This window comes from Rhodococcus sp. P14, assembly GCF_000256505.1.
GTDB lineage: Bacteria > Actinomycetota > Actinomycetes > Mycobacteriales > Mycobacteriaceae > Rhodococcus > Rhodococcus ruber.
In genome coordinates, this window is record NZ_AJFC01000118.1 from 1 (window position 1) to 20,222 (window position 20,222).

Below are 20,222 nucleotides of genomic sequence, written 5' to 3' on the forward strand. Positions count from 1 at the left end.
CATGCAGGCCGTTACTGAGAAAACCTCGATGTCCTCTCCGGACTGGTAAGCCTCCGCCGTCTGATAGTTGTGCGACTGCAGCAGGTCAACCTTGGCGGAGAGCTCAGCCAAGCGGTAAGCGAGGTACTGATTGTCTGCGAGCGACTTCCCGAATGCTTGCCGTAGTTTGACGTATTCGTGGGTTCGCTCCAGTGCCCACCTGCAGGCGCCCACCACACCGTAGGCGCCGAACATCCGCTCAATCACAAATTGCGCCATCTGCTGCTGGAATCCGCGACCGATCTCGCCAATCGTGTTAGCCACCGGTACGCGGACATTCTCGAAATAAAGCTCAGCAGTGTCAGATGAACGATTCCCCAGCTTGTCCAGCTTCCGGGAGACGGAGAAGCCAGGCGATTTCGTCTCGACAATTATCTGGCTCATGCCGCGGTAACCGCCCTCATCGGAGGTGCGAGCGAGCAGGCACAGCCAGTCGGCTTGGGTCCCGTTGGTGATGTACATCTTGCTGCCGTTGATGACCCACTGGTCCCCATCGCGTGCAGCACGAGTTCGGATGCCGGCGACATCGGACCCCGCTCCGGTCTCGGAAACTGCGATCGAACAGACCTGAGTGCCAGCGATTGCCGGCGCGAGATACCGCCGCTTGAGGTCGTCGGTACCGAACTCAGCGAGCGATGGTGTGGCCATCATGCTCTGCACTCCGATAGCCAGGGGAACCCCAGCTGCGCCGGCACGGTAGAGCTCCTCACACAAGATCACAGTGAAGGAGTGATCGGCACCTTGACCGCCGTACTCGGGGTCGTACTCGAGCCCCAGCAAGCCGAGCTCACCGAGCTTGGGAAACAGCTCGTGCGCCGGGAAGGTGCCTGCTTGCTCCCACTTGTCGAGGTGGGGAACGACCTCTCGGTCGACGACGTCGCGAACCATTTTCCGGAATGCGTGGTGTTCACTCGTGAATCGCATCAAGGTTTCCTAGTGGTTGTCGAGGGCTCGATGAAAAGGGAATGGCCCACTGGTACGAGGTCCCAGCGCAACAAGTGCGCTGCGCCGGGACCTCTCGAGAACGGCAAGGTTCGGCATCGAGCCATGCTGCTCTCGGTTGGCGATCACCCCCGTCGTCTTTTGGACCGTCGGCGGGCGTCACCAAGATGGCGTGCAGATCCCCGGCGATGGAACGTCCGGGGCTGCTGGTTACTCCGCGGTCATGGCCGCGATGTTCGCCATGTTCAAGCCGGGCAGCATCATGTGGCCGGCATCGATGACGAGCTCGTGACCGGTGACCCACTTGGCCTCGTCGGAGGCCAGCCAAAGAACGCCTTCGCTGATCGCGGACGGGGGTAGCATGCCTACGTCCTTGAGCAGGGCGTACGCTTTTCCGCCGAACTCCATGCTGTCCGGGTTACCGAGTCCGGGCCCGCCCGCCATTAGATCCCAACCGCCTTGCCAGTCCAGGATCGGAGTCCGGACTACACCGGGCAGGATCGCGTTACACCGGATCCCATACGGACCTAGCTCGAGGGCAGCAGCTTTCATGAACCCAAGCACGCCGTGTTTGGCCGTGACATAGTGCGCGTAGTTGGCCCCGGCCTCCTTGCCGTTGACCGACGAAACAACGATCAACGACCCCGTGCCGCGCTCGATCATGTGCGGGGTGACTGCGCGGATCGTGCGGACCACTCCTTGCACGTCGATGTCGAGGACGTCTTTCCACTCCTCCTCGGGAATCTCCCAGAAGGGGCCGACGGTCCAGGCCGCGGCGTTCGCGACTACGGTGTCGATGTGGCCGAACTCTGTGATGCCGCGCTCTACGGCGGAGTCGAGGTCCGACTGCTTCCGGACGTCGCCGGGAACAGCGATGATGCGGCGATCCAGCGCTTCGACCTGCTTGACGGTCTCCTGGAGGTCGGCCTCGGTGGCGAGCTGGTACGGGATCGCACCCTGCGCCGGACAGTCGAGCGCGACAATGTCCGCTCCCTCCTCGGCGAGGCGAATCGCGTGGGCGCGCCCCTGCCCTCGGCCGGCGCCGGTGATCAGCGCGACCTTGCCATCCATTCTGCCCATGTGTCTCTGCTCCTTGATATTGAGGTCTTGATCTTGGACACGCACTGGTACAGCGTCCAGCCCTGCCTCCAACCGGTTATGCAGGAGGTCAGTCCGGGCTGGTTACGCAGGAGTCAGTCCGGGCTGGTCAGCGGCCAAACCGGGCCTTCAACCATTCCCCGGCGTTGGCGATGGTCTCGTCGGCCTCCTTGGACCGGCCGGCCATGAAGACGTAGACGTGCTGTTGCCCGGGCTGCAGCTCCAGCGTTGTCTCGACACCTGCTGCGCGCGCCTGGTCGACGATGCGCTGGGCATTGTCCATCAGGGTCTCCGCATCGCCTGCGGAGGCGTAGAGAGGCGGTAGGCCGGTGAGGTCGGCATAAAGGGGGTTTGCCAAGGCGTTTGTTGCGGCAGTCTCGCCCAGGTAGAGGCCGGCCATCATCCCGCTGACTTCAGGCGAAATCAGAGCGTCACTGTCGGCGTTGGACTTCATCGTCTCACCGGCGACTTCCAGGTCGAGCCAGGGCGAGAACGCGACGATCGCCGCGGGCAGTGGCTCCCCGAGCTCACGGAGCTCAAGCACCGTACTGATCGAAAGGTTGCCACCGGCCGAGTCCCCCGCCACCGCGGTCGCCTCCGGGGCATACCCCTGGTCGCGAAGCCACCGATGCACGGTGACCAGATCCTCGATCTGTGCGGGGAACGGGTTCTCGGGTGCGAGCCTGAAGTCCGGTACAACTGCTCGGGTACCGGTGGCCTTGGCCAGGTGCGCAGCCATCTTGCGGTGGCTGGCGGATGAACCGGTCACACATCCCCCGCCGTGCGCGTAAACGATTACGCGGTCGGTACGAGCGCCCGCAGGTGTGATCAGGATGGCGTGCACTCCGCCGGCATCGACGTCCTCGTACGTGACTTCGGTCGGCTCGGCCGCCAGTGTAGCCAGTCCCTCGAGCATGTCCCGCAGAGCGGGAAGGTCCATCGGGGGCTCAGCGGCCATCCGGACCGCCATCTGGCTGTAGAGCTCGTACAGTGCGTTGGGCTGAGCGATTCCCATGGGGTCTCCTTCGATCGAGTTCGGAACGGCGAGTAGCCGCAGTCAGGCGGGGTTGAGGATGAACGAGTCGTAGCCGCCGACAGCGACCTGCTGACATGCCTCGCGGAAGGCGCCTACCCCGCCGAAGTAGAACAGCGGCGCCCTTGGCTTGCCGGGGATGTTGTCACCGAGGAACCACGAGTGCGGTCCCTCCGACAGGACGGTGGCGTCGACGATAGCGCTGACGGTCTGCCGCCAGACCTCGACCGATTCCGCGGTTGGCTCCATGGTTGCAACGCCCTTGTCACGCATGAACCTGATTGCGTCACCGATCCATTCGGCAACACCGTCGATGACCACCGGAATGTTCGCGAACGGAGTCTGCGGTCCGCCGATCATGAACATGTTCGGGAATCCTTCGACACCGATCCCCAGCTGGGTGCGGGGACCGTGAGTCCAGGCGTCGGCCAGGCGCACACCGTCGCGGCCACGGATGTCTAGACCGCGATAGCTGCCTGTGACGGCGTCAAACCCGGTAGCGAAGACGATGATGTCGACCTCGTACTCGTGGTCTCCGACCGTGATGCCCTTCTCCGTGATTGTGTTGATCGGCGTTTCGCTTACGTCCACGAGGTGAACGTTGTCGCGATTGAAGGTTTCGTAGTAGAAGTGGCCGAGCGGAGGGCGTTTGCCCGCGATTGGGTAGCCCTTTGGGCAGAGCAGCTCGGCTGTCTCGGGGTCTTTGACGATGGAACGGATCTTGTCACGGACGAAGTTTGCGACCACCTCGTTCGATTTCGAATCCACCAGAATGTCATCGAAGGTCTCGAAGATGAAGTGGAAACCGCCGATCTCCCATCCCCACTCGAGGATCCTCTGAGCCTCCTCAGGGGTGACGTCATGGATTGTCCGTCCGGCGAGATCCATCGGAAAACCGAAGAAGTGCTGTCGGCTCTTCTTCCAGATGCTGTCGTAGTTCGCCCGAATGCCCTGCCGCTCTTCGTCGGTAAGTGTGTAGTTGCGAGCGGGGAGAACGAAGTTCGGCGTTCGCTGGAACACGGTCACCTCGGCGCTGGTGTGAGCGATGATCGGGATGATCTGCACGGCAGTGGCGCCAGTTCCGACAACCGCGACCCTTTTGCCGGCGAAGTCGACGCCTTCGTGCGGCCATCGCCCGGTCAGGTACCATTTGCCGCGAAAATCGTCCAATCCGGGGAAGTCCGGCTTATACGGCACGGACAGCGGGCCGGCGGCCGGGACGAAGTACGTACACCGGATGATGTCGCCGGACTCCGTGCGTACTGTCCACACGGTGTCCTGCTCGTCGTACTCGGCCGAGGTGACCCGGGTGTTGAAGCGGATGTCGGGCCGCATCTCTAGGCGGTCCGCGACGAAGTTCAGGTAGGCGAGTGCCTCGGACTGGGTCGGGAATCGCTCGGTCCAGTCCCACTCGTCCTGGATTTCAGGAAACGGGAACGCGTACACCCAGCTCTCGCTGTCGGTGCGAGCTCCGGGGTAACGGTTCCAGAACCATGTGCCACCCACGTCGCCCGCCGCTTCGAGGACGATCGCCGAGAGGCCGAGTTCGCGCATCTCATGCAGTGCGCGGAGGCCGCCGAACCCCGCCCCGACGACGACGGTGTCGACCGTTACCTCGGCGCGAGACGGCGCACCAGCGCTGTTCGCGGAGGCTTGGGTCCCCGTCCCGTTGGTCACAGTCATAGCGCGCTGCTCCTGTTCCGCCGCGCACGTGAAGGCGCTGGCAACTGATAGATGGGGCATCACCGGCCTAACTCGGATCGGCAGCCCACTCACGCTCGGTGATGACGGTCACATACCATCACGAAGTTGACTAGTGTGTCAAGAGTCATACGCGCATCGGATTGAGGGAGACGATCACATACGCTTAGTACCTGCATGAATGGTCCGAAACCCCCGTTCTTGATGAGGTTGGACTATTGACTTATGAGTCGACTCCAGTGTTGTCTTGACACGTACGGGATCACGAATACCAGGTCATCGAAGGTAGCGCTTATGTCCATAACGCCCAGCTCGGCTGGTGTGTCGGGGAAGTCCGTCGTCATCACGGGTGCCGCAGGCGGAATCGGCCACGCATTGGCGGTGAGATTCTCGGCCGCAGGAGCCAATATCACAGTCAACGACGTCGACCATGCGGGCGCGAGGAATGTCGCGAACGAGGTCGGCGGCACTGCGGTGATAGCCGACTGTGCGACAGAAGACGGTGTCACCGCTCTGATAGCCGGGGCGACAGAGGCTTACGGTCGAGTCGATGTCTATATTGCGAACGCAGGAGTTCCCGGCATCGGCGACGTGAGCGCTTCGGAGGAGGCCTGGCGACTCGCCCTCGAGGTCAACTTGATGGCGCACGTTCGTGCTGCCCGCCTGCTCGTGCCGGTATGGCTGGAGCAAGGGGGAGGACGGTTCATCATCACGGCGTCCGCGGCGGGATTGCTCAGCATGCCCGGTGCGGCACCTTATGCTGCGTCGAAGCACGCTGCGGTCGCCTTTGCCGAGTGGCTGTCCATGACATACCGCGACCGCGGCATCGTTGTCCAGGCAATCTGCCCCCAAGCTGTGCGGACGAGGATGCTCGGGGGGATGGGTGCTCTGACCGAGATTGCGGAACGCACAGGCACTTTGAGCCCCACTGAGGTGGCTGAGGAGGTGTACGACGCCATCTTGGACGACCGATTCCTCATCCTCCCTCATCCCGATGTGCATCGCTTTTACGTGAATCGGGCAACTGACACCGATCGGTGGCTGAAGACCATGAACTCGCTCGCACATCCCACCTCTGATGAATGACGAACGACAGGTGACCTGAGGAGGATCTATGGCACGGTCCGCAGGTATGGCACCCGCGTCCGATCCTGGCTCAGGAAGAAGCCTTCTCACGGTTCCGGAGATCGGTCCTATGACCGCTCGAGGTCGACGCGCACCCTCAGCTCTGATCACGCCGCGCACGAGGTGTTCGAGGAGATGGGCTTTCGCGACGCGAAAATCCAGGACATCGCAGTGCGGGCGGAGACTTCGTGAAATGCTCGCGGCGTCACGGCCGGCGTTCCAAGGTCCCGCCCACCCATGGGATCGCATCGACGGTGCGAACCGTCGGGATCTCGCGGCCGTGCGGCGCAACGCACGTACTCTCGCCGTGATCGAAGAAGTGGCGGTCCGGGATCCCCATCTTCGCGAGCTCAGCTGCAGATTCGGGAGCCGTTCCTGAAGCGCAATGAGGAAGGAACTCGGCGGCTCCAGGAGCGTGGCCTAGCGGATCCGAACCTGGCTCCCGCGGTTGCCGTAACCATACTGGGCGGCATGGTGGAGTACTTCAGCATGTTGTGGTTCGTTCACGGAGTTGACCACGATGAGGAAACTGCGGTCGAGACTCACACGCGACCGTGTGCGCAGTCCCTCCGCCTGCAGAAGACCAGCTTCTGAACGAACAAGATCATTCGTCGGCGTCAGGGTCGAGGCCGATGCCACGCGCCCACAGGCGTGTCAGAGTATCGACAGTGACATCCTCTTCGAACGTCTCGCCGAAGAGGAAGGCGTGGCGCGCGGCCTGCTCGGCCATGCCGCCAAGGATCGTCGCTGCCCTTTTGGAGTCGAGCTTAGGGTCCGCCAACCCCTGATCCTGTAGGCGTTGGACGCCGATTGCGATTCGGTCCACGAACACAGCCCGGATCTGTGCCAGTAGGTCGTGAAAGTAGGGATCGCGAAATGAGGCCTCTTCGATGGCTCGTAGGACACCGGCGTTGCGGGCGTAGGCCGCGAAGTAGCGCCTGTTCGCGGTTCGGATACGTTCCACTGGTGATCCGCTACTGCCCAGGCCCGAGCGTGTGGCCTGGAATAGGTCACCCATCGCGGCATTGACGACCTCGCGGAAGATCGAATGCTTCGAATCGAAGTAGGTGTAGAAGGTCCCGTGCGACACGTTCGCTCGCCGCGGGATGTCGGCGATTTTGGTTTCGTGGAAACCCTGCTCCTCGAAGACCTCTCGGGCAGCATGCACTAATGCGTTACGGGTTCGCCTTCCTCTGGCCGTCGTGGGCTGGGCGGACGGAGAGTCCCGCGGAAGAACGGACCGCGCGGTATCCGTAGGCGACGAGTTAGGCAACGAGGTATTGACCATGCTATCAGGTTCGCATACCAAAGCCCGCCAGGGCTATCCTCCCTCACGTGGTCGATGACGCCTCGCCCATCTCGGAGTACAGCACGTATCGGACAATTGCAGACCAAGAGCGTGTCTCTTATGGATGGATCGCCTGTGCGGCATGATGCATGTCGTGGTCGATGCGTTGCCTTCCCGGTTGATGCGGATACATTGTGGGAGATCGTCGAACCGTTGCTGCCCGGGTTCCGGGTCCGGCCGCAGTGCGGTGGTCAGGCGGCGCTCGACGATCAGGCGGTGTTCACCGCAATCGTCTACGTGCTCCCCAGCGGTTGCGCCTGGGGGCACCTGCCGCCCTCGTTCGGGTCAGCGTCCCGACCGCCCATCGGCGTTTCGCAACCTGGACCAGGCGGGGTCTTCGACCAGCTGCGCCGGCAGGTTCTCGACCGACTCGGCGCCGGCGGGGGTCTGGACTGGTCCACGGCGATCCTGGACGCAGCGCACGTCCGAGCGAAAAAGGGCTCTCTGACCGGTCCCAGTCCGGTCGACCGCGGCAAGAACGGCTCGAAGGTCCACATCCTCTCCGACGCCGACGGCATCCCGCCCATGACCGCGGTGAACTGGGCGAACACCTACGACAGCGTCATGCTGCAACCCACGGTCACCGCCATCGGAGGCGGTGCGCTCGCGTCGCGGGCCACGCCGCCGACCCGGTCGGCTGCGGGCGGACAAGGGCTACGACGACCGCGTGCACCGCCGGTGGCTGCGCGCACGGGGCATCGTCCCGCGGATCGCTCGGCGCGGCGTCGACAGCAGCGAGCGCCTGGGCCGGTATCGATGGAAGATCGAACGTACCCTGGCCTGGCTGACCGGCTACCGACGACTGACAAGCCGCTACGAACGCCACGGTGAGCACTTCGCCGGCTTCCCGCAACTCGCTGCTGCGCTGACCTGCTCGAAGAAGGTCGCCAAGTGAGATGCCCCCTGAACAAGCCGGGCACATTGCGGGATGGCTGAGACGAGCACCGACGGTAACCTGGCCGTGCGATGGGCTCGCTCGCACTTGACCATCATTCCGCTGTAACTCCAGCCTGATCCTCAGCGCCTTGATTGGTCGGTGATGTACAGGGGCACGCTCTCACGCATTGCGCTGGAGCACAATGGAACTCGTTGTTCTCCGCGAAGCGCCGGCCGCGGCGACTGCCGGAGCCTGGTTCGCATCGACGACCCTGACCACGCCATCTCCGTTATCAGAGCGACCACCGAGCCCACGCGTACCGCACCTGACCGGCGCATCCGGCCGAAGGATGCATTCCGTCCGTGCTTGGCCCCGACAACACACTCGACCCGGCCGTCGACTCGGTCTACGACCTGCTCATCGCCCTCCAACGCAAGGCACTCGACATCGACCGCGGCTATCGCGACCACGCTCAACGAGACGATCTCGCCGTCGACAGATCCGGAGCGCCGATTACGCCGGTAGGGCCCATTGTCGCTGTCACCGAAGCGTTGGCCGACCTCTGTGACGTCGCCTGCGCCGCAGAAGAGCACTCGGCAACGCCAAACGACACGCATCTAGGCTCTGATCCATATCGAACTGTTCACCACCCTCGACCTCGTGGGACAGGCACCCGGCGGCCCCGACGAAGACCCGGAAGGATTCCCGTTCGGCGGATGGCAGGCACCCCTCCTCGACGAGGTCACCGGCGAGCAGATCGGGGCCGCCTACGAAGGCCCCGACGCCCTGTTGCTCGGCCGCCGGACCTGCGACATCTTCGCCGCCTACTGGCCGCACCAGGACGGCGGCGCGGACAACGCGATCGCCACGCTCTTCAACCGCGCCCCCCAGTACGTGCGCACCAGCTCGTCGGGCACCTGCGCGGCGGTGGTGGACAGCACCCGGGCCAGGTTGTGCCGCAACTGAACCGGCCCATCACCGCGGGCCGCGCCGTCGGCGGCGACCTCGAACATGTACATCACCACCGCTGCGGCAGTGCGCGCACCACCCGCCACCCCGCCGCGTCACCGAGATCGAGTGCTCGGACCGTCGGATTGATCGCCCACCTCCGGCCGCCGCCGAATCTCGCACGCTGTCCCGCACAGATCCCCACGTGAGTAGACAGCACGCTCCTCGACGTGTCCGACCAGCGAGACGCAGAACCCGGCCTTCGATCCATCCCCTTCCGTGTGCGCTCCGGGGCTCTCTCCTCCACCGGACATGACCGCTCGCGCCCCGCCTGATCCACGCGCCGGCGGACCACGGAGCACGACTCCCGGGGGCGAGAAGCACGTAAGCTGGGCCGGTGATCCCCGGCCGGGCCTTCGTCGTGTTCCCTCTGCGAGCTAGGACTTCGGGCTGAACGCCGCCAACGGCTCGGACTCGGACCAGTCGTGGCCCCAATAGCTGTCGGCGGTGATCTCCTCGGCCGTGTAATAGGTTTCGTCGACGAGCATCCCCTCGGTGCCGAACTCGAGATCCCACCCGCCCGGCGCGCGAACGTAGAACGACACCATCTTGTCGTTCGTGTGCCGGCCCAGCGTCGAGGAGATGGAGAAGCCGAGCTTGCGCACACGGTCGAGCGCCTGCCCGACGGCGTCGAGGGTGTCGACCTCCGTCATCAGGTGCACGAGGCCGGGCTCCTCGGTCGGCGGCGCCGGGCACAGGGCCAGGCTGTGGTGGCGCTGGTTCACTCCGAGGAAGCGCACGCGCCGCGCCGGTCCGGGTGCCTGGAGGCGGATCGCGCCACGCGGCAGGAAACCGAGCACCTCGGTGTAGAACGCGTACGCCGCATCGAAATCGGTGGCGGGCAGCACGACATGGCCGAGCCCCTGTTCGCCGGTGACCCACCGGCCACCGTGCGGAGTCACCACCGGGCTGTGATCGAGCACCGGACCGAAGAACACCTCGACGCGGGTGCCGATCGGGTCGTCGAACGCGATGACCTGCTCGGCATCGCGGTAGTCGCACTCCTCCTGCGAGAGGACGTCGACGGTGATGCCCGCCTTCTCCACGGTCTCCCGGACACGCTGGAGTGCGAACTGATCCCGCACCTCCCAGCCGACCGCGAGCGCCCTGTCCGATTCGCCGGGCAGGACGATAAGGCGTGCGCGCCGCTCGTCCACCCGCAGGTAGAGGCCGTCCGGCTCCGGGCCGGAGCCTACGGCCATGCCGAGTCCGTCGACGACGAGTTCGCGCCAGCGCGCGACGTCGGTGGTCTGGATCCGGAGGTATCCGAGTGCTCGAATGTCCGTCATTTGTCTTCCATCCTGAAAAGGTCGGCGGGGCAGGCTAGATCATCGAGCGGAGGACGCCCTGCGGCTCGCCGCCGAGCTGGGTCAGCGAAGACGCGTGGAAGATCGAGCCGGGGACGTGGATCGCGTGCGACAGGCCGACGTGCGCGTCGCGCCAGAAGCGCTGCATCGGGAACTTCAGGTGCATCGCGCCGCCGCCGGAGCGGGCAAAGATCTCGTCGACGGCGCGCACGGCCCGCCACGCGGCGGCGGTCTGGGTGCGGCGGCCGATCGCGCGCTCCTCGAACGTGACCTCCTGGCCCTTGTCCGTCTTGTCCCAGAAACGGTCGACGGTCTCGAGGATCGCCGCGCGCGACGCGGCAATCTCGGCGGCCGCCTCACCCAGGGCGTAGAGGACGTACGGGTCCTCCTTGATCGGGACGCCGGTGACCGCGACGCGCTCCTTCTGGGCCGCGATGTAGCACGCGAGCGCGCCCTCGGCCATGCCGATGAGCGACGAGGTGATGCCCAGCGGGAAGATGCACGAGAACGGGAACTTGTAGAGGGTTTCGTCCCGGCCCGCGTGACGCCACCCGTTGCCGCCGAGGACGATGTCGGCGTCGAGGGTGCGGTAGGCAGGGATGAAGGCGTCCTCGACGATCAGGTCCTTCGAGCCGGTGCCGCGCAGGCCCACGACGTTCCAGCTGTCCTGGTCGATGTCGTAGTCCGAGCGCGGCAGCAGCACATGCAGGACCTGCGGCGGGTTCAGCCGGTTGCCGTCCTTGTCGCCCACTGCGGCGCCGATCATGATCCAGCCGCAGTGGTCGGTGCCGGAGGAGAACGACCAGCGGCCGTTGAGGACGTAGCCGCCGTCGACCGGAACCGCGACGCCCATCGGGGCGTACGGGGAGGCCATCCACATGTCGGGATCCCCGCCCCAGATCTCGTCCTGCGCCTTGGGATCGAAGAACGTGAGTTCCCACGGATGCACGCCGACGATGCCGGCGACCCAACCGGTGGCGCCGTCCATCGCGCCGATCGCCATCGCGGTCTCGGCGAACTCGCGCGGGTGGACCTCGAGGCCGCCGTGCTCCTTCGGCTGCAGCATGCGGATGACACCGGCGTCGCGCAGCCGCTTGGCGTTGTTGTCCGTCAGGCGCATGAGCTTGTCGCCCTCGGCGCCCTCGGCGCGGATCTCGTCCGCGTACTGGATGATGTTGTCCAAAACCTGGCCCATGACTGTCAGCTCTCTCTCAAGACCCGGGGGTCTACTTCTGGGCGGCGAGACCGACGGCGATCTCGATCAGCTGGTCTTCCTGGCCACCGACGAGGTTGCGCCGGCCGGCCTCGATGAGGATCTCCGCACCGGAGACCCCGTACCGCTCGGCGTGGGCGGCGGCGTGCTTGAGGAAGCTCGAGTACACACCGGCGTAGCCCATCGTCAGCGACAGCCGGTCGAGGAGGCACTCGCCGTCCATGACCGGCCGGACGACGTCCTCGGCGGCGTCGATGATCTTCAGGGTGTCGATACCCGTTCGGATACCGAGCTTTTCGGCCACGGCGACGAACGCCTCGACCGGGGTGTTGCCCGCACCGGCGCCGAACCGGCGGGTGGACCCGTCGATCTGCAGGGCCCCGGCCCGCACGGCGAGCACCGAATTGGCCACGCCGAGGCCCATGTTCTCGTGGCCGTGGAATCCGACCTGGGCGTCGTCGCCCAGCTCGGCGACCAGAGCCGCGACCCGGTCCGAGACCCCCTCGAGGACGAGGGCGCCGGCCGAGTCGACGACGTACACGCACTGGCAGCCGGCGTCGGCCATGATGCGGGCCTGCTTCGCGAGCACCTCGGGCGGCTGACTGTGCGACATCATCAGGAATCCGACGGTCTCGAGGCCGAGTTCCCGGGCGAGACCGAAGTGCTGGGCGGAGATGTCGGCCTCGGTGCAGTGCGTGGCGATCCGGCAGATCGCGGCACCGTTGTCGGCGGCCTCCCGGATGTCCGAGCGCACCCCGAGCCCCGGGAGCATCAGGAACGCGATCTTCGCCTGCCTCGCCGTCTCGACGGCGGCCTTGATGAGCTCCTGCTCCGGGGTGCGGCTGAAGCCGTAGTTGAACGACGAGCCGCCGAGGCCGTCGCCGTGGGTGACCTCGATGACGGGCACGCCGGCATCGTCGAGCGCACCGACGATGGAGCGCACGTCCTCGACGGTGAACTGGTGACGCTTGGCGTGGGAGCCGTCACGCAACGAGGAGTCCGTGATCCGGATGTCGAGATCTGCGCTGTAGGGCATCGACTGTGTTCCTTCGAAAGTACGGTCTGCGGTGGGGGTCTACACGCGGGCGGCGAGCAGCTTGGCCGCGAAGCTCTCGCCCACCTTGGTGGCGGCCGCGGTCATGATGTCGAGATTGCCCGAGTACGGCGGCAGGAAGTCGCCGGCGCCCTCGACCTCGAGGAAGATCGCGACCCGGGCGCGCCCGCCGCTCATCGGGGTGGGATCGTCGAACTGCGGCTCGGCACGCAGCCGGTAACCGGGAACGTAGCCCTGCACGGTCGCGGCCACGTCGTGGATCGACGCGGCGATCGCGTCCCGGTCGGCATCCTCGGGGATCGAGCAGAACACGGTGTCGCGCATGAGCATCGGCGGTTCGGCGGGGTTGAGAACGATGATGGCCTTGCCCGTTCGGGCACCGCCGATCGTCTCGATGCCGCGGCTGGTGGTGATGGTGAACTCGTCGATGTTGGCGCGGGTTCCGGGACCGGCCGACGGCGAAGCGACGCTCGCGACGATCTCGGCGTACTCCACCTCGGTGACGCGGGAGACGGCGTGCACCATCGGGATCGTGGCCTGGCCGCCGCAGGTGATGAGGTTAACGTTCGGTGCGTCCTCGTGCTCCCCCATGTTCACGGCGGGCACGACGGCGGGTCCGAGGGCGGCCGGGGTGAGGTCGACGACCTGGATGCCGAGCTCGGCGTAGCGGGGCGCATTCGCCCGGTGCACGTAGGCCGAGGTGGCCTCGAAGATCACGTCGGGGCGCTCGTCCTGGGCGAGCAGCCAGTCCACGCCCTCGTGGCTCGCGACCAGACCCTCGGCGGCCGCCCGGGTGAGCCCCTCGCTGGCGGGGTCGACGCCGATCATCCAGCGCGGCTCGATGACGTCCGAGCGCAGCAGTTTGTACATCAGGTCGGTGCCGATGTTGCCGGGCCCGACGATCGCGGCGGTAGCCTTGGTCACTGGTCTGTTCCTCACTTGAATTCGACTGAGACAGAGCCGATATCACTGAACTCGGCCCGGAAGGTGTCGCCCGGCCGGGCGTCGATCGCGCGGGTGCACGAGCCGGGCAGGATCACGTGCCCGGCCTCGAGCCGCACCCCGAAGCCGGCAACCTTGCGGGCCAGCCACGCCACGGCACGGGTCGGGTCGCCGAGCACGGCGGCCGCCGCACCGCGCGCGATCTCCTCGTCGCCCTGGTACAGCACCGCGGCGATACCGCCGATGTCGACCCGGTCCGGCGCGATGCGGCCGGCACCGAGGATCACGCCCGCCGAGGAGGCGTTGTCGGCGATCGTGTCGGCGAGGCCGATGCGCCAGTCCTCGATCCGGGAGTCGATGAGTTCGATGCTGGGAACGATGTATTCGGTGGCCCGGAGCACGTCCTCCTCGGTGCAGTCCGCGCCGGGCAGCGTCTCGCCGAGGACGTAGCCGATCTCGACCTCGATGCGCGGGTAGCAGAACTGCGCGGTGTCGATCGGCTCGTCCTCGGAGTACACCATGGTCGAGAGCAGGTGCCCGTAGTCGGGTTCGTCGACGCCCATCATCTTCTGCATGACCTCGGACGAGAGCCCGACCTTGTGGCCGTACACCGTGGCGCCGGCCTCGAGCCGCCGGCGGATGTTGATCAGCTGGATCTCGTACGAGTCCACCACGTCGATCTCGGGGAACGTCTCCGTCAGCGGACCGATCGGGGCGCGGTCTCGCTCGGCGGCCCACAAGAGATCGGCGGCGGCGATTCGCTGCGAACCGTCGAGCATCGTGCACTCCTGGAACTGGTGAAGGATCCGCGCTTCTTCTCCGCGCCGATCGACTGACTCGAAAGGTGACATATGCGCAGGTGGGAGGGCAAAAGCTCTCCCGCTCAGCGGGACCGTGGGCTAGGTCCGCCGCTCGTCGCGCAGCAGGAAGGCGAGGACGGCCGAGAGCCACGCGTCGCGGGCCTCGATCATCGTCCAGTGCCCGCACTTCGGGAAGGTGTGCAGCTCGCTGTTCGGGATGTCGCGCATGGGCAGCATCGCCATGTCGACGGGGCTGACCCGGTCGTCGCGGCCCCACGTCAGCAGGGTGGGGGCCTTGATCTTGTGCAGCTGCGCCCAGTACGGGGTCGCGTTCGACGCCGCGGCGGCCGCGGCGCCGGCCTCGAACGCCTGGGAGCTGTACATCCGGCGGGCGATCTCGAGCGTCTTCGGCTCGGTCGCCAGCGCCCAGCGCTCCTCGATCAGCTGTTCGGTGACGACGGCCGGGTCGTAGACCATGGAGTGGAGCCAGCGGACGAGCCCCTCGCGCGTGGGATTGTCGGTGAATTCCATCAGCAGCTTGATGCCCTCGCCCGGCCCCGGCGCGAAGACGTTCTTTCCCATGCCGCCGATGGTGACGAGTTTGCGCACCCGGTGCGGCTCGTCGATGGCGACCTTGGTGGCGACGATCCCGCCCATGGAGTTGCCGATCATGTCCACGGCCCCGAGGCCGAGGCCGTCGAGGAAGGTGCCGACGGCTCCCTGGGCCATCACCATGGGGTGGCCGTCGCCGGGATCGCTCACGCCGAAGCCGGGGAACTCGAGCACCAGGCAGCGGAAGTGCCGCGCGAAGTCGGCGAGGACGCCGCGGTAGTTGCGCCAACCGGTCACCCCCGGGCCGGAGCCGTGCAGCAGGAGCAGCGGCGGGCCGTCGCCGGCCTCGTGGTAGCGCAACACACCCTGGTCGGTGGAGAGTTCCTTCAGGGTCCCCTCGTAGCTCACATCCGTCATCGTCGTCCCTGTTCGTCGCCGTGGTGCCGGGCACACCGCCCATACGAACCGCAGGCTGCCAGCCGTGGCCCGCAGCGGCCATACACCATCCCGTTCAGCGAGATCGCCCGGCCCGCCGAGGCGGCGCGCGCGGCCGCTTCCGCTCAGCGGGACCCCGATGGGGGGCACGCCGGGCCTGCCCTAGCGTCGGTCGCATCGACCACGGCGTATGCACGCCGATCCGTCCCCACAACCGGAGGTGGACTCATGCCCCTCGAGACGACGACACTCGCACGATCGACCGTCGCTGCGCCCGATCCGGAGGAGATGCGCCGGGTGATGGGACAGTTCGCCACCGGGGTCACCGTGGTGACGGGACTGGACGACGCGGGCCCGGTGGGGTTCGCGTGCCAGTCGTTCGCCTCGGTGTCCCTGGAGCCGCCGCTGATCCTCATCTGCGCCGATCACCGGGGCCGCGCGTGGCCGCGCATCCGGGCCGCGGGGCGCTTCTGCGTCAACGTGCTCCGCGAGGACCAGTCCGACCTGTGCGCGCGGTTCGGCTCGAGCCGGGGCCGCAGGTACGAGGAACTCGACTGGGAGGTCTCCCGGTGGGGGACGCCGACACTGCCGGACGTGCTGATGCGCGTGCACGCCGAGGTGCACGAGGTGCACGTCGCCGGCGATCACGACGTGATCATCGGCCGGGTGCTCGAGCTGGACACCGTGTGCGAGGAGCGGCCGATGGTGTTCTTCCGGGGCCGGTTCGGGATCGACCACCCGGTGCCGGTGGCCTGACCGGGTCCGTCGCCGGGAACGGACATCACCGTCGCCGATACCGTCGCCGTCCCGGGATCGGCACGACGACAATCGGAGGATGGACCCCAGGGCGCACGTGAGACGTTTCGACCACATCGGCATCACCGTCGCGGACCTCGACTCGGTGACGGCGTTCTTCGTCGGACTCGGTCTCGAGGTCGAGGGCACCGGATCCGTGGAGGGCGAGTTCGTCGAGACCGTCTGCGGCATCCCCGGCGCGCACTGTGAGATCGCCGTGCTGCGGCCGCCCGACGGAGGGACCCGGTTGGAACTCGCGACCTTCGTCACGCCCGACCACGCGCCCGGATCGCCTACGGCGATGGCCAACGAGCTCGGGCTGCGCAACGTGTCCTTCGAGGTCGGCGACCTGCAGGCGGCCGTCGACGCGGTGGCTGCGGAGGGGTACGGCCTCATCGGCGGCATCGGCGAGTACGAGAACAGCGTGCGGATGGCCTACGTGCGTGGACCCGAAGGGATCATCGTGTCGCTGTTCGAGCAGATCGGCTGATGCGCGAGCGCCGTTGTCATGTGTCGATGCGGTGCCGTGGGCGCGACGGAAGGTCCGAGAACGCTCTTCTGCAGCAGCCCCTTACGAGGATCGTCGCCGGTCGCGCTCGGCCGGCGAAGTAGGCGCCGGACTTCGCCGCCTTCGGCCGCCCGGGCGAGGACACTTGCTTGCGCCCGGAGCCTTCCCGTGCCATCCTCGATAACCATGACTACAGGAAAGGCGGCCACCGCCACCATCCGGTGAGCGCCGTGCCGATCTCATCAGCGGTTCCGCACCGCACCCTGTCCACCGGAATCACCGATCCGCACGCCCTTGCCGCCGCCGCGTCCGCCCGGCGCGACCATTGGCTCGCGCAAGGACTGTGTACGAGGCCTTCCGACCAGCCCGCCGCGGAATCCGCCGTCGCAGAGCTCTACCGACGAGCGGGATTCGACGAACCGGAGTTCGTCTGGGTCCCCTCTCCCCCAGCGGCACTGCAGTCGATTGCCGACGAAGGCCTCTCGGTCCCCCCGCTGCGCTTCGGAAAGCCGGCACACCCTTCGGCGGGGATCGCCGCACTCTGGTCCGCGTCCCGTGACCGGATGGACGCCCGCACACCTCGGCGGCAGGACCCGCTCCTTCGTGCGGCCGTGTGGGATTCGTTGCGGACGTCTCTGTACGTCGGTGTCGCGACGGCGATACGCACACTGTGGCCGCGCCCGACTCCCGGTGTCACCTGGTACGGGCAACAGGAGGCACATCGGGTCGCGTACTACGACACGGTCCGACGCTTCGGCCTCGCGAGCTTCGAGTCGCGCGACGACGACCTCCTCGATCTTCAGGCCGCACTGGTCCGCGCCACCGGGTGGTGGTGGGCGTTCGGCGGAGTCTGCGTCATGGCCGAACGGCCTACCGCACTACACACCGAACCCACACCCGAGGGCGTCCACAACGAACGCCGCTTACACCACCCCGATCGTCCGGCACTCGAATTCTCGGACGGCAGCCATGTTTTCGTGCATCACGGCACCATCGTTCCCGATTGGGTCGTCCTCGATCCCACCGTCGAGCGGATCAACGACGAGCGCAATATCGAGGTCCGCCGATGCGCCATCGAGCGAATCGGCTGGGACAGGTACATCGACATGGCTGCGCTCGCACTCGTGGACCGTGCCGACGATCCGGGAAACCCGGGATGCACGCTCGGACTGTATGCATCCCCGACCGGTTGGGGTCGGCACGGCCGGATCCTGCTCGTCGTCAACGGTTCCGCCGAACGCGACGGGCAACGGCGCCGGTACGGCCTGCACGTCCCCGATTGGGTTCCCTCCGCACTGGACGCCGCGGGCTGGACCTACGGCATCAGCGGTACCGACTATGCCCAACTCGTTCGCCGAACCTGAACTCCACCAAGGTGATCCCATGCATTCCGAACTCGCACTGTCCGAACTCACACTGTCCGATCTCACGACTCTCAGCGGGTTGGACGTCCTCGACCACCTGGACCGGGAGGTCACCGTCCCGGTGACCGGTGGTCTCCAGGCTCAAGGCGATCTGATCGTCATCCCCTACCCGGTGGTCGGTGCCGCCGTCGAACGCACACCGTGGGCGCGCTCCCTCCGGGTGCCACGGTCGGGAGTGGAGTTGCTGCGGAGCGCCGCCGGCGGCAACCCGCACTCCCTCGTCGCCGACGAGGGCACCTGCACGTGGACGACCCCCGTCCGGGACACCATGGGTCTCGCTCTGGGCATCGTCGAGACCACCGGGACGGCGTATCTTCTTCACCCCGAGCACGGGGCGACGGGGATCGCTCCGGGTTGCTACGTGATCCGTCGACAACGCGAGCACGGCGCAGGACGGTACGGGTCGGCGCGACTGGTCGCCGATTGACCTGTACACGTCGCTCGATCGACGTCGCCGACCTGACGCGTCGCCGGTCCGCGCGGTCCGGAGGTGTGGCGAGCTCGCGGCGGTAGTCTCGGTGATCGTGATGGTGACCGGGAGCGTGGTCGCAGACGCCGGATGGGGCGAGTGCGTCCGCACCGGCACGCAGTGTCTGCCAGGGTTCGACCTGCTGGTGGCCGCATGGGCGGCGGCGGGAGTGTTCGTGCTGGTGTGGCTGGCCGCGGCATCGGCGGCCACCGTCGACGTCGCCGGCCTGCCGACTGGTGCAGGTCGCAACCGGAGGATTCCGACCGGATCATGAGAATCCCACACTGTGTCGACAAGGCTGTGTCGACATGACACAGGGCAGCTCTCGATTCAGAAGTGCCAGCCCAGTGTTGCGGGGCGGGCGACGTCGAATGCGCGGTCCAGGCCGGCGATGTCACCGGCGCTGTGCGCCTCCACCCGGCCGGCGGCGGCAAACGTGCGGGCCTTGTGCGCGCCGAGGTACAACGCGGACAGCGCGTCCAGGTCCAGCGTGATCACCGGCGCCGCGTCGGTGCGGACGCACCGGGCCCGGCCGTTGCGGACCGTCAGCGCGAAAGTGGCCCCGGCGCTGCGGAACGGGTCACGGACCGCCAGCACGGTGTCCAGGTCGGCGGCATAGTCGCGGGCGGTCAACGCGGCCGGCACGTCCATGATCCGCAGCCACAATTCGTCCACCCGGGCGGTCGTGCGCGGCAGGCGGTAGTCGGTCAGCAGCAGGCGCAGCGGATCGTCGGGATGCTGGACGGCTTCGATGCGGTGGGTCAGGTCCAGTCCGCACAGGGTGCGCCACAGCGCGGCGTGGGCGTCGTCGGTGATCGCGACCAGCTCCTCGACCACCGCGACCGGCTCGGCGTCGGATCCCTTGCGGCGGAAGGTGGCGTACCCGTCGGGGTGTACCAGGAAGAACAGCGCCGAGGCGCCGTCGCGGCGCTCCTCGGGATCGGCAAAAGTGTAGTCCCACTCGGCTTTCGGACGGGCCTGCGATCCCGGCGTGCACAGCCGCCACCGGTCGTACAGTTCCGGCAACCGGACCGCCGCCGTCGCAGCGTCGGCAAGGACCACCCCGCCGGGATCGGGGGCGTCCTCGCGGAAGCGGGCGAAGCGCCGATCGACGGTGACCTCGGTGGCGACGGTGGCCGGACCGTATCCGAAACGCCCGTAGATGCCGGCGTCGCTGGCGGTCAAGGCGGCCAGCGGTGCCCCGGTCGCCTCCATCCGGCGGTGCAGCTCGGTGAACATCGACCGCAGCACGCCGCGGCGACGGTGCGTGGGAGCGACCGAAACCCAGCTGACGCCACATGCCGGGACCTGGTGCCCGCCGGGCACGGTGACCTCCATGTCCAGATACAGCGCCTGACCGATCGGCGCGCCCCGCTCGGTCGCCACCACGATGTTCTCCGTGCGGAACATCGGACGAAGCAGTGTCCGATCGGCATCGATGGGGTGATACCCGAACGCCACCGAGTCGAGCAGCTCCAGGGCCGGCCAGTCGTCATCGGTGGCGGTACGGATGGTGAGGGCGTCGTGCACGGTCATGTCCGAGAGACTGACA

At 66.8% G+C, this 20,222-nt stretch carries 18 protein-coding genes and 2 pseudogenes; 8 read left to right on the forward strand and 12 right to left on the reverse strand.

Going from position 1 to position 20,222, the window contains the following annotated elements:
- The 4 genes from OEY_RS0108290 to OEY_RS28200 form a co-directional block, all read right to left on the reverse strand.
- Window positions 1-963 (reverse strand): acyl-CoA dehydrogenase family protein (locus OEY_RS0108290; RefSeq protein WP_010593419.1); only part of this gene is annotated, 963 nt, incomplete at its 3' end.
- 228 nt (window positions 964-1,191) lie between these two features.
- Window positions 1,192-2,061 (reverse strand): mycofactocin-coupled SDR family oxidoreductase, encoded by an 870-nt coding sequence (locus OEY_RS0108295; protein ID WP_010593420.1) that lies wholly within the window; start codon window positions 2,059-2,061, stop codon window positions 1,192-1,194.
- 127 nt (window positions 2,062-2,188) lie between these two features.
- On the reverse strand, window positions 2,189-3,094 hold the full coding sequence (locus OEY_RS0108300) for an alpha/beta hydrolase (protein WP_010593421.1): 906 nt from the start codon (window positions 3,092-3,094) through the stop codon (window positions 2,189-2,191).
- A gap of 42 nt (window positions 3,095-3,136) precedes the next feature.
- A complete protein-coding gene (locus tag OEY_RS28200) occupies window positions 3,137-4,795 on the reverse strand; it encodes a flavin-containing monooxygenase (protein ID WP_010593422.1) in 1,659 nt (552 codons plus the stop codon).
- A 243-nt stretch (window positions 4,796-5,038) separates the two neighbouring features.
- Between OEY_RS28200 and OEY_RS0108310 the strand changes: the two genes are divergently transcribed.
- Window positions 5,039-5,899, forward strand: a complete 861-nt coding sequence (locus tag OEY_RS0108310) for an SDR family NAD(P)-dependent oxidoreductase (protein ID WP_237713734.1) — start codon at window positions 5,039-5,041, stop codon at window positions 5,897-5,899.
- Window positions 5,900-6,542: 643 nt separating this feature from the next.
- On the opposite strand, the gene OEY_RS0108325 is transcribed toward OEY_RS0108310, so the two are convergent.
- A complete protein-coding gene (locus tag OEY_RS0108325) occupies window positions 6,543-7,106 on the reverse strand; it encodes a TetR/AcrR family transcriptional regulator (RefSeq protein WP_010593424.1) in 564 nt (187 codons plus the stop codon).
- Window positions 7,107-7,361: 255 nt separating this feature from the next.
- Between OEY_RS0108325 and OEY_RS29725 the strand changes: the two are divergent.
- Together OEY_RS29725 and OEY_RS28210 are read left to right on the forward strand one after the other, a co-directional pair.
- A pseudogene (locus OEY_RS29725) lies at window positions 7,362-8,181 on the forward strand (IS5 family transposase).
- 606 nt (window positions 8,182-8,787) lie between these two features.
- Window positions 8,788-9,060 (forward strand): annotated as a pseudogene (locus tag OEY_RS28210) (dihydrofolate reductase family protein); the annotation flags it as partial.
- A 488-nt stretch (window positions 9,061-9,548) separates the two neighbouring features.
- On the opposite strand, the gene bphC reads toward OEY_RS28210, so the two are convergent.
- The 6 genes from bphC to OEY_RS0108365 form a co-directional block, all read right to left on the reverse strand.
- The gene (gene bphC, locus OEY_RS0108340; RefSeq protein ID WP_010593428.1) at window positions 9,549-10,460 is read right to left on the reverse strand and encodes a biphenyl-2,3-diol 1,2-dioxygenase; all 912 of its coding nucleotides are present in this window, start codon (window positions 10,458-10,460) and stop codon (window positions 9,549-9,551) included.
- 34 nt (window positions 10,461-10,494) lie between these two features.
- Entirely contained in the window at window positions 10,495-11,673 is a 1,179-nt protein-coding gene (locus OEY_RS0108345; RefSeq protein WP_010593429.1) for an acyl-CoA dehydrogenase family protein, read from the reverse strand.
- 31 nt (window positions 11,674-11,704) lie between these two features.
- Window positions 11,705-12,727, reverse strand: a complete 1,023-nt coding sequence (gene dmpG, locus OEY_RS0108350) for a 4-hydroxy-2-oxovalerate aldolase (RefSeq protein WP_006935112.1) — start codon at window positions 12,725-12,727, stop codon at window positions 11,705-11,707.
- 39 nt (window positions 12,728-12,766) lie between these two features.
- Window positions 12,767-13,669, reverse strand: a complete 903-nt coding sequence (locus OEY_RS0108355; RefSeq protein WP_010593430.1) for an acetaldehyde dehydrogenase (acetylating) — start codon at window positions 13,667-13,669, stop codon at window positions 12,767-12,769.
- Window positions 13,670-13,680: 11 nt separating this feature from the next.
- Entirely contained in the window at window positions 13,681-14,466 is a 786-nt protein-coding gene (locus OEY_RS0108360) for a 2-keto-4-pentenoate hydratase (protein ID WP_006935104.1), read from the reverse strand.
- A gap of 120 nt (window positions 14,467-14,586) precedes the next feature.
- Complete coding sequence (locus OEY_RS0108365) at window positions 14,587-15,456, reverse strand: alpha/beta fold hydrolase (RefSeq protein WP_010593431.1); 870 nt, start codon at window positions 15,454-15,456, stop codon at window positions 14,587-14,589.
- A gap of 246 nt (window positions 15,457-15,702) precedes the next feature.
- Between OEY_RS0108365 and OEY_RS0108370 the strand changes: the two genes are divergently transcribed.
- From OEY_RS0108370 to OEY_RS0108390, 5 genes are all read left to right on the forward strand, one after another.
- Window positions 15,703-16,230: a flavin reductase family protein gene (locus tag OEY_RS0108370; protein ID WP_010593432.1), complete on the forward strand. Its 528-nt coding sequence runs from the start codon at window positions 15,703-15,705 to the stop codon at window positions 16,228-16,230.
- A gap of 79 nt (window positions 16,231-16,309) precedes the next feature.
- Window positions 16,310-16,759, forward strand: a complete 450-nt coding sequence (locus OEY_RS0108375) for a VOC family protein (protein WP_029539951.1) — start codon at window positions 16,310-16,312, stop codon at window positions 16,757-16,759.
- 239 nt (window positions 16,760-16,998) lie between these two features.
- Window positions 16,999-18,141, forward strand: a complete 1,143-nt coding sequence (locus tag OEY_RS31450; RefSeq protein ID WP_010593434.1) for a DUF6745 domain-containing protein — start codon at window positions 16,999-17,001, stop codon at window positions 18,139-18,141.
- Window positions 18,142-18,160: 19 nt separating this feature from the next.
- On the forward strand, window positions 18,161-18,628 hold the full coding sequence (locus OEY_RS0108385; RefSeq protein ID WP_010593435.1) for a hypothetical protein: 468 nt from the start codon (window positions 18,161-18,163) through the stop codon (window positions 18,626-18,628).
- A gap of 100 nt (window positions 18,629-18,728) precedes the next feature.
- Window positions 18,729-18,944: a hypothetical protein gene (locus OEY_RS0108390; RefSeq protein ID WP_234420217.1), complete on the forward strand. Its 216-nt coding sequence runs from the start codon at window positions 18,729-18,731 to the stop codon at window positions 18,942-18,944.
- A gap of 56 nt (window positions 18,945-19,000) precedes the next feature.
- On the opposite strand, the gene OEY_RS0108395 is transcribed toward OEY_RS0108390, so the two are convergent.
- Window positions 19,001-20,206 carry an enhanced intracellular survival protein Eis gene (locus tag OEY_RS0108395; RefSeq protein WP_010593437.1) on the reverse strand — a complete coding sequence of 402 codons (1,206 nt, stop codon included), beginning with the start codon at window positions 20,204-20,206 and terminating at the stop codon, window positions 19,001-19,003.
- Window positions 20,207-20,222: the final 16 nt, after the last annotated feature.

Excerpts from the sequence above, each read along its gene's own strand:
- OEY_RS0108370 (WP_010593432.1), top strand. The coding sequence starts at position 15,703 with ATGCCCCTCGAGACGACGACACTCGCACGATCGACCGTCGCTGCGCCC.
- OEY_RS0108375 (WP_029539951.1), top strand. The coding sequence starts at position 16,310 with ATGGACCCCAGGGCGCACGTGAGACGTTTCGACCACATCGGCATCACC.
- bphC (WP_010593428.1), bottom strand. The coding sequence starts at position 10,460 with ATGACGGACATTCGAGCACTCGGATACCTCCGGATCCAGACCACCGAC.
- OEY_RS0108360 (WP_006935104.1), bottom strand. The coding sequence starts at position 14,466 with ATGCTCGACGGTTCGCAGCGAATCGCCGCCGCCGATCTCTTGTGGGCC.
- OEY_RS0108385 (WP_010593435.1), top strand. The coding sequence starts at position 18,161 with ATGCATTCCGAACTCGCACTGTCCGAACTCACACTGTCCGATCTCACG.
- OEY_RS28200 (WP_010593422.1), bottom strand. The coding sequence starts at position 4,795 with ATGACTGTGACCAACGGGACGGGGACCCAAGCCTCCGCGAACAGCGCT.
- OEY_RS0108390 (WP_234420217.1), top strand. The coding sequence starts at position 18,729 with ATGGTGACCGGGAGCGTGGTCGCAGACGCCGGATGGGGCGAGTGCGTC.
- OEY_RS0108310 (WP_237713734.1), top strand. The coding sequence starts at position 5,039 with ATGAGTCGACTCCAGTGTTGTCTTGACACGTACGGGATCACGAATACC.
- OEY_RS0108395 (WP_010593437.1), bottom strand. The coding sequence starts at position 20,206 with ATGACCGTGCACGACGCCCTCACCATCCGTACCGCCACCGATGACGAC.
- OEY_RS0108365 (WP_010593431.1), bottom strand. The coding sequence starts at position 15,456 with ATGACGGATGTGAGCTACGAGGGGACCCTGAAGGAACTCTCCACCGAC.
- OEY_RS0108295 (WP_010593420.1), bottom strand. The coding sequence starts at position 2,061 with ATGGGCAGAATGGATGGCAAGGTCGCGCTGATCACCGGCGCCGGCCGA.
- OEY_RS0108300 (WP_010593421.1), bottom strand. The coding sequence starts at position 3,094 with ATGGGAATCGCTCAGCCCAACGCACTGTACGAGCTCTACAGCCAGATG.
- dmpG (WP_006935112.1), bottom strand. The coding sequence starts at position 12,727 with ATGCCCTACAGCGCAGATCTCGACATCCGGATCACGGACTCCTCGTTG.
- OEY_RS0108345 (WP_010593429.1), bottom strand. The coding sequence starts at position 11,673 with ATGGGCCAGGTTTTGGACAACATCATCCAGTACGCGGACGAGATCCGC.